The sequence below is a fragment of the Mycobacterium sp. NGS33 genome, assembly GCF_059812885.1.
The window spans coordinates 503,937-518,394 of the sequence record NZ_JCALDN010000001.1 but is presented as its reverse complement, the minus strand read 5'-3'; the positions used below and the strand labels follow the sequence as shown (position 1 = coordinate 518,394).

The 14,458-nt window shown below is 67.4% G+C and carries 19 protein-coding genes; 12 read left to right on the top strand and 7 right to left on the bottom strand.

Annotation, left to right across the window (positions count from 1 at the left end):
- Nucleotides 1-11 precede the first annotated feature (11 nt).
- The 9 genes from AC5Y5B_RS02240 to AC5Y5B_RS02200 all read left to right on the top strand — a co-directional run bounded on the left by AC5Y5B_RS02240 (nt 12) and on the right by AC5Y5B_RS02200 (nt 7,529).
- Nucleotides 12-1,028: a Ppx/GppA family phosphatase gene (locus AC5Y5B_RS02240; protein ID WP_007768252.1), complete on the top strand. Its 1,017-nt coding sequence runs from the start codon at nt 12-14 to the stop codon at nt 1,026-1,028.
- A complete protein-coding gene (locus AC5Y5B_RS02235; protein ID WP_112631607.1) occupies nt 1,025-2,008 on the top strand; it encodes an Rv0497 family membrane protein in 984 nt (327 codons plus the stop codon). The genes AC5Y5B_RS02240 and AC5Y5B_RS02235 overlap by 4 nt, the downstream gene beginning before the upstream one ends.
- 15 nt (nt 2,009-2,023) lie before the next feature.
- Nucleotides 2,024-2,866: a sugar phosphate isomerase/epimerase family protein gene (locus AC5Y5B_RS02230; RefSeq protein WP_112631606.1), complete on the top strand. Its 843-nt coding sequence runs from the start codon at nt 2,024-2,026 to the stop codon at nt 2,864-2,866.
- A gap of 24 nt (nt 2,867-2,890) precedes the next feature.
- Entirely contained in the window at nt 2,891-3,733 is an 843-nt protein-coding gene (locus tag AC5Y5B_RS02225; protein ID WP_112631605.1) for a thioesterase family protein, read from the top strand.
- Between the two features lie 27 nt (nt 3,734-3,760).
- Nucleotides 3,761-4,636, top strand: a complete 876-nt coding sequence (gene proC / locus AC5Y5B_RS02220) for a pyrroline-5-carboxylate reductase (RefSeq protein ID WP_205869018.1) — start codon at nt 3,761-3,763, stop codon at nt 4,634-4,636.
- Between the two features lie 138 nt (nt 4,637-4,774).
- On the top strand, nt 4,775-5,032 hold the full coding sequence (locus tag AC5Y5B_RS02215) for a cell division/environmental response transcriptional regulator (protein WP_040629292.1): 258 nt from the start codon (nt 4,775-4,777) through the stop codon (nt 5,030-5,032).
- A 146-nt stretch (nt 5,033-5,178) separates the two neighbouring features.
- Nucleotides 5,179-5,280 carry a 30S ribosomal protein bS22 gene (locus tag AC5Y5B_RS02210; RefSeq protein WP_003402602.1) on the top strand — a complete coding sequence of 34 codons (102 nt, stop codon included), beginning with the start codon at nt 5,179-5,181 and terminating at the stop codon, nt 5,278-5,280.
- A 51-nt stretch (nt 5,281-5,331) separates the two neighbouring features.
- Nucleotides 5,332-6,459, top strand: a complete 1,128-nt coding sequence (locus AC5Y5B_RS02205; RefSeq protein ID WP_112631603.1) for an SDR family oxidoreductase — start codon at nt 5,332-5,334, stop codon at nt 6,457-6,459.
- Complete coding sequence (locus AC5Y5B_RS02200; protein WP_205869017.1) at nt 6,441-7,529, top strand: lysophospholipid acyltransferase family protein; 1,089 nt, start codon at nt 6,441-6,443, stop codon at nt 7,527-7,529. Before AC5Y5B_RS02205 ends, AC5Y5B_RS02200 begins: the two co-directional genes overlap by 19 nt.
- A gap of 62 nt (nt 7,530-7,591) precedes the next feature.
- On the opposite strand, the gene AC5Y5B_RS02195 is transcribed toward AC5Y5B_RS02200, so the two are convergent.
- From AC5Y5B_RS02195 to AC5Y5B_RS02165, 7 genes are all read right to left on the bottom strand, one after another.
- Nucleotides 7,592-8,521, bottom strand: coding sequence for a cyclopropane mycolic acid synthase family methyltransferase (locus AC5Y5B_RS02195; protein ID WP_112631600.1), 930 nt, complete (start codon nt 8,519-8,521; stop codon nt 7,592-7,594).
- Nucleotides 8,522-9,043, bottom strand: coding sequence for an FAS1-like dehydratase domain-containing protein (locus AC5Y5B_RS02190; protein WP_112631599.1), 522 nt, complete (start codon nt 9,041-9,043; stop codon nt 8,522-8,524). It abuts the gene before it with no gap.
- A gap of 43 nt (nt 9,044-9,086) precedes the next feature.
- Nucleotides 9,087-9,995, bottom strand: coding sequence for an HAD family hydrolase (locus AC5Y5B_RS02185; protein ID WP_112631598.1), 909 nt, complete (start codon nt 9,993-9,995; stop codon nt 9,087-9,089).
- Between the two features lie 125 nt (nt 9,996-10,120).
- Nucleotides 10,121-10,798 (bottom strand): hypothetical protein, encoded by a 678-nt coding sequence (locus tag AC5Y5B_RS02180; RefSeq protein ID WP_500003161.1) that lies wholly within the window; start codon nt 10,796-10,798, stop codon nt 10,121-10,123.
- Between the two features lie 97 nt (nt 10,799-10,895).
- Nucleotides 10,896-11,069 (bottom strand): hypothetical protein, encoded by a 174-nt coding sequence (locus AC5Y5B_RS02175; RefSeq protein ID WP_500003867.1) that lies wholly within the window; start codon nt 11,067-11,069, stop codon nt 10,896-10,898.
- A gap of 4 nt (nt 11,070-11,073) precedes the next feature.
- Complete coding sequence (locus AC5Y5B_RS02170) at nt 11,074-11,364, bottom strand: WXG100 family type VII secretion target (protein WP_112631597.1); 291 nt, start codon at nt 11,362-11,364, stop codon at nt 11,074-11,076.
- Nucleotides 11,357-11,665 (bottom strand): WXG100 family type VII secretion target, encoded by a 309-nt coding sequence (locus AC5Y5B_RS02165; RefSeq protein ID WP_112631596.1) that lies wholly within the window; start codon nt 11,663-11,665, stop codon nt 11,357-11,359. The genes AC5Y5B_RS02170 and AC5Y5B_RS02165 overlap by 8 nt, the downstream gene beginning before the upstream one ends.
- A gap of 59 nt (nt 11,666-11,724) precedes the next feature.
- Here AC5Y5B_RS02165 and AC5Y5B_RS02160 point away from each other — a divergent pair, with 59 nt between their 5' ends.
- The 3 genes from AC5Y5B_RS02160 (at nt 11,725) to hemC (ending at nt 14,450) form a co-directional block, all read left to right on the top strand.
- A complete protein-coding gene (locus AC5Y5B_RS02160; RefSeq protein WP_112631730.1) occupies nt 11,725-11,994 on the top strand; it encodes a glutaredoxin family protein in 270 nt (89 codons plus the stop codon).
- Between the two features lie 124 nt (nt 11,995-12,118).
- Nucleotides 12,119-13,489: a glutamyl-tRNA reductase gene (locus AC5Y5B_RS02155; RefSeq protein WP_112631595.1), complete on the top strand. Its 1,371-nt coding sequence runs from the start codon at nt 12,119-12,121 to the stop codon at nt 13,487-13,489.
- A gap of 13 nt (nt 13,490-13,502) precedes the next feature.
- A complete protein-coding gene (gene hemC, locus AC5Y5B_RS02150; protein WP_112631729.1) occupies nt 13,503-14,450 on the top strand; it encodes a hydroxymethylbilane synthase in 948 nt (315 codons plus the stop codon).
- The last annotated feature ends 8 nt before the right edge of the window (nt 14,451-14,458 follow it).

Genomic DNA, 14,458 nt, shown 5'->3' with positions numbered 1-14,458 from the left:
AGTTTGTTTACGTGCGATTGGGCGTTCTCGACGTGGGCAGCAACACGGTGCATCTGCTGGTGGTCGATGCCCACCGGGGCGGTCACCCGACGCCGATGAGTTCGACGAAGGCCACCCTGCGTCTGGCCGAGGCCACCGACAGCGCCGGCAAGATCACCAAACGCGGTGCCGAGAAGCTGATCTCGACCATCGACGAATTCGCCAAGATCGCCGACAGCTCGGGCTGCGCGGAGCTGATGGCCTTCGCCACGTCCGCGGTCCGCGACGCCGGCAATTCCGACGACGTGCTGAGCCGGGTGCGCAAGGAGACCGGCGTGGAACTGCGGGTGCTCACCGGGGTCGACGAGTCGCGGCTGACGTTCCTGGCGGTGCGCCGGTGGTACGGGTGGAGCGCGGGCCGCATCATCAACCTCGACATCGGCGGCGGCTCGCTGGAGATGTCCAGCGGCGTGGACGAGGAGCCCGAGGTCGCGTTGTCGCTGCCGCTGGGTGCCGGGCGGCTGACCCGCGAGTGGCTGCCCGACGACCCGCCCGGCCGGCGCCGGGTGGCGATGCTGCGCGACTGGCTCGACGCCGAGCTCTCCGAAGCCAGCGTGAACATCCTGGAGGCGGGTAGTCCCGACCTGACGGTGGCGACGTCGAAGACCTTTCGGTCGCTGGCGCGGCTCACCGGCGCGGCGCCGTCGGGCGCCGGACCGCGGGTCAAGCGGACGCTCACAGCAAACGGCCTCAGGCAACTCATATCTTTCATCTCTAGGATGACGACCGCTGACCGGGCAGAACTGGAAGGAGTGAGCGCCGAGCGGGCACCGCAGATCGTTGCGGGTGCTCTGGTGGCGGAGGCAAGCATGCGAGCGCTGTCGATCGAATCGGTGGATATTTGCCCGTGGGCATTACGGGAAGGTCTCATCTTGCGCAAACTCGACAGCGAAGCCGACGGATCGGCCCTCATGGAGCCTTCGGTGCGCAATGCTGGAGGTCAGGTAGTTGATCGGAATCAGAACCGATCGAGAGGCGACAAACCATGACCGGACCGCACTCCGAGACCGAGAGCCCCGGCACTCGGCCCATCTCGGTGGCCGAATTGCTGGCCAGAAACGGAACCATCGGCGCCCCGGCGGTCACCCGGCGGCGCCGCCGCAGGCGCGGCGACAGCGACTCGGTGACCGTCGCCGAACTCACCGGCGAAATCCCGGTGGTCCGCGATGACGACGACGCCGACCACGGCGCCACCGACACGATCGAGGTTGCCGAGCCCGCCCCGGCCGAACCCGCGCCCCGGGACGCCGTCGCCGAGCCGGTAACCACAGACGAGCCCAAAACCCCCTATTGGTCGGAGCCCGAACCGCGCTGGCCCAAGTCGCCGCCGCAGCCCAAGCGGGCGTCGGGGCCCGAGCGCAGCGAATACCCGCGGCCGTTGCCCGACGCCGGCCGGCCCGGCTCGTCCCGCAACGGCACCGGGCAGCCGGGGCAATCCTCCGGGGCCGAGGGCATGAGCCCCGACCCCATGGACCACTACGCCGACGTCCCCGTGGACGTCATGGACTCCGAAGTGCGCGAGGCCGAACCCGCGCTGGAGGACTCCGCGTACGTGCGCTCGTTTTTGCGGTCCGGGGATGCCGAGCTGGACGAGGACGAGGACGCCGAGGGATCGCTGAGCGCCGGCGTGCTGGGCCACGAGGACCTCGATGAGGACCGGCACGCGGACGCGGACCTGGATGTTCACCCGGAGCACGGCAGATTCGACGCGCTGTGGCGCAGTGGCGTGGTTGTGCTGCAGTCGATGCTGGCCGTGGCGTTCGGCGGCGGGTTGTTCGTGGCCTTCGACCAGCTGTGGCGGTGGAACAGCCTGGTGGCGCTGGTGCTATCGGTGCTGGTCATCCTGGGCCTGGTGGCCGGGGTGCGGGTGGTCCGCAAGACCGAGGACATCGCCAGCACGTTGATCGCGGTCGCGGTGGGTGCGCTGATCACCCTGGGACCCTTGGCGCTGTCGTTGCAATCGGGCTAGCGGCAACCGTAGACAGTGCGCCCTGCCATCAAAGTCGGCCTTTCCACGGCTTCGGTGTACCCGTTGCGGGCCGAGGCCGCCTTCGAGTACGCGGCCCGGCTCGGCTATGACGGCGTCGAGCTGATGGTGTGGGCGGAGTCGGTCAGCCAGGACGTCGCCGCCGTCAAGAAGCTGTCGCGGCGCTACCGCGTCCCCGTGCTGTCCGTGCACGCGCCCTGCCTGCTGATCTCGCAGCGGGTGTGGGGCGCCAACCCGGTGCCCAAGCTGGATCGCAGTGTGCGCGCCGCCGAACAACTGGGCGCGCAGACCGTGGTCGTGCACCCGCCGTTTCGCTGGCAGCGGCGCTACGCCGAGGGCTTCAGCGAGCAGGTGGCGGCGCTGGAGGCCTCCAGCGACGTGCTGGTCGCGGTGGAGAACATGTTCCCGTTCCGGGCGGACCGCTTGTTCGGGGCCGGCCAGTCCCTGGAACGGATGCGCAAACGCGGCGGCGGGCCCGGCCCGGCAATTTCGGCGTTCGCGCCCTCCTACGACCCACTCGACGGCAACCACGCGCATTACACGCTGGACCTGTCCCACACCGCGACGGCGGGCACCGACTCGCTGGACATGGCCCAGCGGATGGGTAGCGGCCTGGTCCACCTGCACCTGTGCGACGGCAACGGTCTGCCCGCCGACGAGCACCTGGTGCCCGGGCGCGGCACCCAGCCCACCGCCGAGGTGTGCCAGATGCTGGCCGCCAGCCAATTCGCCGGACACGTCGTCCTGGAAGTGTCGACGTCCAGCGCGCGGTCGGCCAACGAGCGCGAGACCATGCTCGCCGAATCGCTGCAGTTTGCCCGCACGCATCTGCTGCGCTGACCTAGCCAGGAGAAATCCACACATATGAGTGCGTTATTCACCACCGCGATGACGTTGCGGGAGGTCGGCTCCGGCGTGTTCGAGGGCGAACTCGACAAGCGCTGGACCATCGGCCCCAAGGTGCACGGCGGCGCCATGCTGGCGCTGTGCGCCAACGCCGCCCGCACGGTCTGCGGCGGCCCCGCGGACGGCGCCGAACCGGTCCAGCAGCCGGTCGCGGTGTCGGCGAGTTATTTGTGGGCGCCCGATCCGGGGCAGGTGCAGTTGGTGACGTCGATCCGCAAGCGCGGCCGGCGGATCAGCGTCGTCGACGTCGAGCTGAACCAGGGGGATCGCACCGCGGTGCACGCGGTGGTCAACCTGGGCGAGCCCGAGCTTTATCCGGTCGACGGTGCGGCCGGGCCGCTGCTGTCGGCCCACCCGGTGGCCGACGTGATGGCGCCCGAGCCCCCGGACGACATCGAGCCGATCGGGCCCGGGCATCCGCTGGCCGGCCTCGTGCACCTGGGGGAGGGCTGCGACGTGCGGCCGGTGCTGTCGACGATGCAGCCCCGCAGCGACGGGCGCCCGCCGGTGATCCAGATGTGGGCGCGCCCCCGGGGGGTGGCCCCGGACGCGCTGTTCGCGCTCATGTGCGGTGATCTGTCGGCGCCGGTGACGTTCGCCGTGGACCGGACGGGCTGGGCGCCCACGATCCAGCTGACGGCGTTTCTGCGCGGCCTGCCGGCCGACGGCTGGCTGCGCATCATCGCGACCTGCACCGAGATCGGGCACGACTGGTTCGACGAGGACCACACCGTCGTCGACAGCCTGGGCCGCCTGGTGGTGCAGGCCCGCCAGCTGGCATTGGTCCCTGCCGCTCGCTAGCGCGCGAGGTCTGCGATGCTGTCCGGCATGGCAAGAATCGCGATCATCGGTGGCGGCAGCATCGGGGAGGCACTGCTGTCGGGTCTGCTGCGGGCTGGCCGGCAGGTCAAGGATCTGGTGGTGGTCGAGCGGGTTCCCGAGCGCGCCAAGTACCTGGCCGACACCTATTCGGTGCTGATCAGCTCGGTGTCCGACGCCGTGGAGAACGCATCGTTCGTCGTGGTCGCGGTCAAGCCCGCCGACGTTGAGTCGGTGATGGCCGAGATCGCCCGCGCGGCCGGCGCCGCCGAGAGCGACACCGCCGAGCAGGTGTTCGTCACGGTCGCGGCGGGGATCACCATCACCTACTTCGAGTCCAAGCTTCCGGCCGGGACGCCGGTGGTGCGGGCCATGCCCAACGCCGCGGCCCTGGTCGGCGCCGGGGTCACGGCCCTGGCCAAGGGGAGGTTCGTCACCGCGCCCCAGCTCGAGGGCGTCTCGGCCCTGTTCGACTCGGTCGGCGGGGTGCTGAGCGTTCCGGAGGGCCAGATGGACGCCGTCACCGCGCTCTCGGGGTCCGGCCCCGCGTATTTCTTCCTGCTGGTGGAGGCCCTGGTCGACGCCGGCGTGGCGGCGGGCCTGAGCCGCGAGGTGGCCGCCGACCTGACCGCGCAGACCATGGCGGGCTCGGCCGCGATGCTGCTGGAACGCATGGACGCCGACCGGCAGGTGGGGGAGGCCGACGGGCCGGGGCTGCGGGCGGACGCCACCGCGACGCAGCTGCGGGCGACGGTCACCTCACCCGGCGGCACCACCGCGGCCGCCCTGCGTGAGCTGGAACGAGGGGGCCTGCGTGCGGCCGTCGATGCGGCCGTTCAGGCCGCAAAAATGCGCTCTGAGCAGCTAAGAATTACATCAGAGTAATCCAAGTTTTTTGAACTGATTGTCCCCCACCAGTACCAGTAACCCCATTAGTCCCGCTATTCTCCTCTTGTAAGCACGTGTGGGTGCCAGCGGAGGGGAAGCCGCTGGCATGCGCGTGCCTGACACGATTGGGTTGCGATGACGTCTAGTAACGGGCCATCAGCGCGAGATGCTGCAGGTAAGCCACGGGACGCCAGTTCCGTCGACAGCCAGCAGGGCAGGACGCAGTTCCTCACCGTCGCCGAGGTGGCGGCGTTGATGCGGGTCTCCAAAATGACGGTGTACCGGTTGGTGCATAACGGCGAGCTGCCCGCGGTCCGGGTGGGCCGGTCCTTCCGGGTGCACGCCAAGGCCGTCCACGACATGCTCGAGACGTCGTACTTCGACGCCGGCTGACCTGAAACCGTGCCGCTCGCGGGCGGCATTCAGGCTCCGCCGTCGCGCGGCGATCGGCCGACGCCGGTTTGGTGTTCGGTGCGTTCCGCCGGGTAAAGTGTCTGGGTCCAATCTTTGAAGCAGGTCACGGTCAGATAGCGGAGTTCATGGGTTCAGTAATCAAGAAGCGGCGCAAGCGTATGTCGAAGAAGAAGCACCGCAAGCTGCTGCGTCGCACCCGGGTGCAGCGCAGAAAACTCGGCAAGTAACCGCGTCCGCGGCATAGTGCCGCGATCTCGACTGGCCGCTAGGCTGTTCGGGTGGATCCGTCGAATGGGGAGAACACCGGGCCGGGCGACACCGCCGGCAACACGGTGCATTACCCCAAGATCGTGCTGGTCACAGGTGCCTGCCGGTTCCTGGGTGGGTACCTGACGGCCCGGCTCGCGCAGAACCCGATGATCAAAGGGGTCATCGCGGTGGATGCGATCGCCCCGAGCAAGGACATGCTGCGCCGGATGGGGCGCGCCGAGTTCGTCCGCGCCGACATTCGAAATCCCTTCATAGCCAAGGTGATTCGTAACGGCGACGTCGACACGGTGGTGCACGCGGCGGCCGCGTCCTACGCGCCGCGGTCCGGCGGTACCGCCGCGTTGAAAGAGATCAACGTGATGGGCGCGATGCAGCTGTTCGCGGCCTGCCAGAAGGCGCCCTCGGTGCGCCGGGTGGTGCTCAAGTCGACGTCGGAGGTGTACGGGTCGAGCGCGCACGACCCGGTGATGTTCACCGAGGACAGCACCAGCCGTCGCCCCTTCCGCGACGGTTTCGCCAAGGACAGCCTCGACATCGAGGCCTACGCGCGCGGATTGGGACGGCGCAGGCCCGACATCGCGGTGACGATCCTGCGGTTGGCCAACATGATCGGCCCGGCGATGGACACCACGCTGTCGCGTTATCTGGCCGGGCCTTTGGTGCCAACCATGTTCGGCCGCGACGCGCGATTGCAGCTGCTGCACGAGCAAGACGCGCTGGGCGCGCTGGAGCGCGCGGCGATGGCCGGCAAGGCGGGAACGTTCAACATCGGCGCCGACGGCATCATCATGCTGTCGCAAGCGATCCGGCGGGCCGGCCGGATTCCTTTGCCCGTACCGGGTTTCGGCGTCTGGGCCCTGGATTCGTTACGGCGCGCAAATCGTTACAACGAGATCAGTCGGGATCAGTTTGATTACTTGAGTTATGGCCGCGTCATGGATACCAGCCGAATGCGCTCAGAACTTGGCTTCCAACCGAAATGGACGACGGCAGAAGCATTTGACGACTATGTTCGCGGCCGAAGCCTGACTCCCATTATCGACCCACATCGGGTACGCTCCTGGGAAGGTCGCGCCATATCCCTGGCCCAGCGCTGGGGTAGCCGAAATCCAATTCCGTGGGGTGGGGTCAGGTAGGTATCGTGGCGGGTGAAACCAGAGCGAATGTCATTCCACTGCATACGAATCGGGGTCGGGTAGCGGCGCGTCGGAGAGCCGACCAACGAGCGGAGTCCGCTCGCCAACATCCTTCGTTGCTGTCGGATCCGAATGGCCGCGCGTCCGCCGAGCAGATCGCCGCGGTGGTTCGCGAGATCGACGAACACCGCCGCGCCGCCGGCGCCGCGGCCGCCGATGCACCGCTGAATGATCTGGCGCAGCGCGTCGCCGCCGTTGCCGGGTTCCTGCGCCAGCGCATCACCGGTGACTACAGCGTCGACGAGTTCGGTTTCGACCCGCACTTCAACAGCGCGATCGTGCTGCCGTTGCTGCGGGTGTTCTTCCGGAACTGGTTCCGGGTCGAGGTGAGCGGGATCGAGAACCTGCCGGCCGAGGGCGCCGCGCTGGTGGTCGCCAACCACGCCGGCGTGCTGCCATTCGACGGGCTGATGCTCTCGGTGGCCGTGCACGACGAGCACCCCGCGCAGCGCGAGCTGCGACTGCTCGCCGCCGACATGGTGTTCGACCTGCCGGTTGTCGGCGAGGCCGCCCGCAAGGCGGGCCACACCATGGCCTGCACGACGGACGCGCACCGATTGCTCGCCGCCGGCGAGCTCACCGCCGTCTTCCCGGAGGGCTACAAGGGGCTGGGTAAGCGCTTCGAGGACCGCTACCGGCTGCAGCGATTCGGCCGCGGCGGGTTCGTGACGGCCGCGCTGCGGACCAAGGCGCCGATCATTCCCTGCTCGATCATCGGGTCCGAGGAGATCTACCCGATGCTCACCGACGTCAAGCTGCTGGCTCGGCTGTTCGGGCTGCCGTATTTCCCCATCACGCCGCTGTTCCCGCTGGCCGGGCCCCTCGGCCTGGTGCCGCTGCCGTCGAAATGGCACATCACCTTCGGTGAACCGATTTACACCGACGACTACGCCGCCTCCGACGCCGACGATCCGATGGTCACCTTCGAGCTGACCGACCAGGTGCGCGAGACGATCCAGCAGACGCTGTACCGGCTGCTCGCCGGCCGTCGCAACATCTTCTTCGGCTGAGCCGCGCAAAAGGAAACGCCATCGCGGAAATCCGCGATGGCGTTGACCTTCTGAGAAGCCGACTACTTCACCATGGTGAATTGGCAGACGTTGGTGTAGCCGTCGCGGAACAGGTCCGAGCAGCCCCGCAAGTACTTCAAGTAGATGTCGTAGGTCTCCTGCCCCTTCAGGGCGATCGCCTCCTCCTTGTGCGCCTCGAGGGCGTCCGCCCAGGCGGTCAGGGTCGGCACGTAGTTCTTGCCGATGAAGTGGTGGCGCTCGATCTTGAAACCCGCGTCGGTCGAGTACTTATCGACCAGGTCGACCTGGGGGAGCTTCCCGCCCGGGTAGATCTCCTTGAGGATGAAACTGATGAACCGCAGCAGGGTCATGTTCACCTGCAAGCCCAGCTTTTTGCCCTCTTCGGCGTTGGGCACCACGATGCTGTGCAGCAGCATCCGGCCGTCGTCGGGCAGCAGGTCGTAGTACTTCTTGAAGAAGGTGGCGTAACGCTCGTACCCGGCGTCGCCCGCGCCGTCGGCGAAGTGCTCGAACGCGCCCAGCGACACGATGCGGTCGATCGGCACGTCGCCCGGGAATTCCTCCCAGCCCTGGATCCGGACCTCTTTGCGGCGGGGGCTGTCCATCTTGTCGAACTCGGCCACGCAGTGGGCGTACTGGTTCTCGCTCAGCGTCAGACCGATGACGTTGACGTCGTACTCGGCCACCGCGTGCCGCATCGTCGACCCCCAGCCGCTGCCGATGTCCAGCAGCGTCATGCCGGGCTCGAGGTTCAGCTTGTCCAGGGCCAGCTTGCGCTTGGCGTATTGCGCCTCTTCCAGCGTCTTGGTCAGATTCTGCGGGTCCGGATTCTCGTCGAAGTAGCCGCAGCTGTAGGTCATCGACGGGTCAAGCCACAGCTTGAAGAATTCGTTCGATTTGTCGTAGTGGGATCGGACCGCTTCGACCGGCGGTTTGAGTTGCGTGCTTCCCGTTTCCCCCTGAGCAGTCATTTACAACGCCCCTAACTTTCCTGCTGATATGGATGCCACTGCCGCGGCGGTAGCTTCGACGTCCTCCTGGTTTGAGGACTCTCCCAACATCGTGACGACACTCGTGACGATCGGCTGTCCGTCGGCGTCGGTCACTTCGCTCCGGATCTCCGCAAGCACGGTGCCGTGCGACTCAATCACCGAGTCGAGGTAAGTGTCGAAGTACAGCCTATCGTGCGCCAGGATCGGCCGGTGGAACTTGAATTTCTGGTCGCGGTGGATGACCCGGGCGATGTTGATGGGGATGCTGAACTTGGTGAAGATCTCCAGCTGCACACGGCGCCCGGCGATCGCGAGGAACGTCAGGGGCGCCACCATGTCGGTGTACCCCGCGTTCGCGGATTCACTCTCGTCGAAGTGCGCGGGGTGGTCGTCCTTGATCGCCCGGGCGAATTCGCGGATTTTCTCGCGACCGACCTCGAAGTAATCCGGCGCGCGGTAATGGCTGCCGATGAGTCCTTCGGCTTCCTTGGGGGTCGTCATGGCGCTATGCCCTCCGTCGATTGTGCCTGCGCGGCGCAGCCTATCAGCGTGATTGTCGCCGAGAGGCCAGCGCGGCCAGCGCACCACCGGCGGCGCCCAGCGCCAACGCCGACGGCACCCCGATCCGGGCCGCCTTGCGGGCGGTGCGGAAATCGCGGATCTCCCAGCCGCGCTCGCGGGCCAGCGCGCGCAGGCGGGCGTCGGGGTTGATGGCGACGGCCGTGCCCACCAGCGACAGCATGGGTACGTCGTTGTAGCTGTCCGAGTAGGCGGTGCAGCGTTTCAGGTTGAGCCCCTCGCGAATTGCCAGCGACCGCACCGCGTGCGCCTTGCCGGTGCCGTGCAAGATGTCGCCGACCAGCCTGCCGGTGAAGACGCCGTCGACCGATTCGGCGACGGTGCCCAGCGCGCCGGTCAGGCCGAGGCGTCGCGCGATGGTCGCGGCGAGCTCGTAGGGCGTCGCGGTGATCAGCCAGACCTGTTGGCCGGCGTCCAGATGCATCTGCGTGAGCTCGCGGGTGCCGGGCCAGATCTTGTCGGCGATGATCTCGTCGTAGATCTCCTCGCCCAGCGCGACCAGCTGTTCGACCGACCGGCCCTCGATGAAGGCGAGCGCCTTGCGCCGGCCGGCGGCGACGTCGTTGCTGTTTTCCGTCCCGAGGATCTGAAACTTGGCCTGCGCGTAGATGAATCCGACGACGTCGCGGTAGGTGAAGTAGTTGCGCGTGGCGAGCCCGCGCCCGAAGTGCACGGCCGACGAGCCCTGCACCAGGGTGTTGTCCACGTCGAAGAAGGCGGCCGCGGTCAGGTCGATCGGCGGCTGGGGGCGGTCCTCGGAGGCGGCGGCTTCCTGCATGCCCTCGATCGCACGCGCGGCGCTGGCGTCCGCGGCCAGCGACTCCGGATCAACATAACCGGCGTGGTCTGCGTTGACCGGGTCAGAGGAAGTCATCGCCAAACCTCCTAGATCGCTGTGGTGCCTGGCGACCCAGCGGGTGCCCGGTCTTCAACCCTATCGGGCAGATGGCGTGCGGGCGTTGACGTGTCCCGGGCCGGCGAGCGTGACGCTGGCAGCTCTTACTCTCGCCAGCGCGTGACCTCAGAGGCGATGCCGTCCGGCATGCCGTCCAGTAAAGCCGTGGTCAGTTCGTCGAACGACAGCGCGAGAACTTCCATAGTGGTTTGTTCCCCGGGTAAGGCGAAACCGTATGAATTGGCGTCATCTTGCAGAACAAATGTTTTTAGATGCGTTTCCGCGTATTTTCTCTGAAGTCCTGGGCTTTCGTGCAACATTAACTCGACAACGTTTTGTTTGGGTGGCGCGATCTTTATGCGGGGATTGAGACCGCGGGCCTCCCATTTGACAGACAGTGTGTCTAAGCCCAACCGATACCGGAGAGAATCGCCAATCTGCAAGATGATGTATTTTCCGGCATCTCCAAAACGCGAGAACACCGCTTGAATGTCTTCGGAGCGCTGTGCTGCTCTCTCGTGTAGTAGCGAATGAACAACACAAAAATATTCATCCTGCGCAGGCGAAATGATCCAGGCTCCCCAATAGCCAGATTCGGCCCACTCGGGCCACTTTTTAACCTTCTCCGAATAATCTGAGCGGAAGTAGAGTCGGCCACCCTGCCAGTCGGGTTCGTCGTAGGGTCCGCCACTCCCTGCCATGTTGGCGACGGTGCGCCACATGTTGTAATTCGAAATTACCTCGGCCTCTAAGTCGCGGGGACCTAGGTGACCATCGCTCATATCCCGAGCCTCTCGTGAATTGATAGCCGCTACCCTAAAGCGAGGTAACCCTTTTTAAGCAAAAAGTCGATCATCACAAATTGGCCGTTAGCATCGACTACTGCCCACTGAGTTCCAGCGCCGCGCCCACCGGATCGTCACCGGCCATCCCCGCAGTGCCGGCCAATGCCGTGGTCAGCGTCGAGATCACCGAGCCCAAGGAAACGCCGGTGGTCAGGATCGTGGCACCGGCGCGGTCTAGGGCAGTCGGGTCACACGCCAGCGGCGCCATGGATTCACGACCACATGCCGAGATTCGTCGACATTGCGCCGGTGTAATTGCCGTGCGCGGTCGTGGCTACCTTCTCCAGTTGCGTCAGCGCTTGGCGCATCATCGCCTCGCCGCGAACCCAGTGCTGATGCGCCTCGGCGTGCGCCGCCGCGGCTTCGCCCGTCCACGATGCGTGCAAACGCGTTACGCGCGAATCGATTTCGTTGATCATGTCTTCGGCATAGCGTTGGAAAGCCGCCATCCGCTGCACCGCATCGGCCAGCGCCTGCGGATCCACCCGAAACGCCTCAGCCACCGCGCACCGCCCGCTCCGCCTGAGTGGATCCGGCCTCGTTGGCCTGATACGCCCCGCCGGCCTGGCCCACCAGATGCGCCAGCATCGACAGCCCCAGCTCTACCTCGCGGGCGCCTTTGTGCCACAGCTCCCACGCGGATCCGTACGCGGTGCCGGCCGCGCCCTGCCAACCGCCCAACAGCTGGCCCACCTGGTCGTCGAGCTGGGACAGCTGGGCCGAAAGCTGCTCGGCCGCACCGGCGAGCGAGACGGCGGCGCCCTGCATCACGACGGGATCGACCCGGAGCGTCTCATCGGCCATAGTCGGAACATAACGCCTGGTAAATGGGCCCACAAGTCACCGATGCCACACTGGTGCCCATGACTGAGGCGACCGGCCGGCCACAGGTGGAGCTGTTGACCCGCGACGGCTGTGCCATCTGCGAGCGGGTGCACGCCCGGCTGGTCGAACTGGCCGCGGAGTTGGGCTTCGAGTTGTCGACGACCGACGTCGACGCGGCCGCCGCGGCGGGTGATCCCGCGCTGCGGGCCGAGTTCGGCGACCGCCTCCCGGTGATCCTGCTCGACGGCCGCGAACACAGCTACTGGGAGATCGACGAGCCGCGGCTGCGGGCCGATCTCGCCCGCTGACCGGTCAGCAGCTGGCCGCCGGCCGGCGGCGGGCAATTATTTGGTAGCCCAGCTGATAAACGTTTACCGTGGACAGCAGTTCAGTTACTGGAGGAAGCAAGGGAGCTGGCCAGGTGATGCTGCCGTGAGCGTCTTGCTCTTCGGGGTTTCGCACCGCAGTGCGCCGGTCTCCGTCCTGGAACAACTCAGCATCGACGAGGCCGATCAGGGCAAGATCGTCGACCGGGTTTTGCAGTCGCCGCTGGTGACCGAGGCGATGGTGCTGTCGACATGCAACCGCGTCGAGGTCTACGCGGTGGTCGACGCGTTCCACGGGGGGTTGGCCGTGATCGGGCAGGTGCTGTCGGAACAGTCCGGCATGTCGATGGCCGACCTCACCAAATACGCGTACGTGCGGTACAGCGAGGCCGCCGTCGAGCACCTGTTCGCGGTCGCCAGCGGCCTGGACTCCGCGGTGATCGGCGAGCAGCAGGTGCTCGGTCAGGTCCGTCGCGCGTACGCCGACGCCGAGGCCAATCGCACCGTCGGCCGGGTGCTGCATGAGCTGGCCCAGCGGGCCCTATCGGTGGGCAAGCGGGTGCACTCCGAGACCGCCATCGACGCCGCCGGCGCCTCGGTGGTGTCGGTCGCGCTGAACATGGCCGAACGCCGGCTGGGCGGGCTGTCCGGCAAGAAGGCGGTCCTGGTCGGCGCCGGAGCCATGGGCGCCCTGGCCGCGGCGCACCTCTCCCGCGCGGGCATCGGGCACGTCCACGTACTCAACCGGTCGCTGTCCCGGGCCCAGCGCCTGGTCCGCAAGATTCGCGACACCGGGATACCGGCCGACGCGTTGCCGTTGGACCGGCTGGCCGACACCCTGGCCGGTGCCGACCTCGTCGTCAGCTGCACCGGCGCGGTGACCCCGGTGGTCTCGCTGGCCGACGTGCACCACGCGCTGGCCGCCGGGCACCGCGACGAAGAGGCGAACCCCCTGGTGATCTGCGACCTGGGCATGCCGCGCGACGTCGACCCGGCGGTGGCCGGCCTGCCCGGCGTCTGGGTGGTCGACGTGGACCGCGTCCAGCATGAGCCCTCGGCGCACGCCGCGGCCGCGGACGTCGACGCCGCCCGCAACATCGTCGCCACCGAAGTTGCTGCCTATCTGGCCGGCCAGCGGATGGCCGAGGTCACGCCGACGGTCACGGCGCTGCGCCAGCGCGCCGCCGACGTCGTCGAAGCGGAACTGCTGCGCCTCGACAACCGGCTGCCCGGGCTCGAGAGCGCCCAGCGCGAAGAGGTGGCCCGCACCGTGCGGCGGGTGGTGGACAAGCTGCTCCACGCGCCGACCGTGCGGATCAAACAGCTCGCCAGCGCGCCCGGCGGTGACAGCTACGCCGAGGCGCTACGCGAACTCTTCGAGCTCGACCAGACCGCGGTGGATGCCGTGGCCGCGGGCGAATTGCCAGTCATCGCAAGCGGATTCGACGCGGGCACTCCGCAGCAAACCGCCGAGTAGCCGATTGCCGAACGTGATCCGGATAGGCACCCGGGGCAGCCTGTTGGCCACCACCCAGGCCGGAACGGTCCGAGACGCTTTGATCGCGCTGGGGCATCCGGCGGAACTGGTGACCATCACCACCGCCGGGGACCGCTCGTCGGCGCCCATCGAAGACCTCGGGGTGGGCGTCTTCACCACCGCGCTGCGTGAGGCCATGGAAGAGGGCCGTGTCGACGCCGCGGTGCACTCGCACAAGGACCTTCCCACCGCAGAGGACCCGAGGTTTGCTCTGGCGGCCATACCGGTGCGCAACGACCCGCGCGATGCAGTGGTCGCGCGCGACGGGCTGGTGCTCGCGGAGTTGCCAGCGGGTTCGCTGGTGGGCACTTCGTCGCCGCGGCGGGCCGCGCAGCTTAGAGCATTGGGTCTCGGTTTGGAAATCCGCCCCCTACGAGGCAACCTAGATACCAGGTTGAACAGGGTAAGCAGTGGTGATCTCGACGCGATCGTGGTAGCCCGGGCGGGACTGGCCCGGATCGGTCGCCTCGACGACGTCACCGAGACGCTAGAGCCGGTGCAGATGTTGCCAGCACCGGCTCAGGGCGCGCTCGCCGTCGAATGCCGTGCCGGTGATAGCCGGTTAGCGGCAGTGCTGGCGGAACTGGACGACGCCGACACGCGGGCGTCGGTCACTGCGGAGCGAGCCCTGCTGGCCGAACTGGAGGCCGGTTGCTCCGCACCGGTGGGCGCGATCGCCGAAGTGGTCGAGTCCATCGATGAGGAAGGCCGGATCTTCGAAGAGCTGTCGCTGCGCGGATGCGTGGCGGCGCTGGACGGGTCTGACGTGATCCGCGCGTCCGGGATCGGCAGTCCCGGCCGGGCACGAGAGCTCGGGCTCTCGGTAGCCGCCGAGCTGTTCGAGCTGGGTGCCCGAGAGCTGATGAGCGGCGCGCGTCAAGACCCGGCGCGAGGAAATTAAATGCGAGT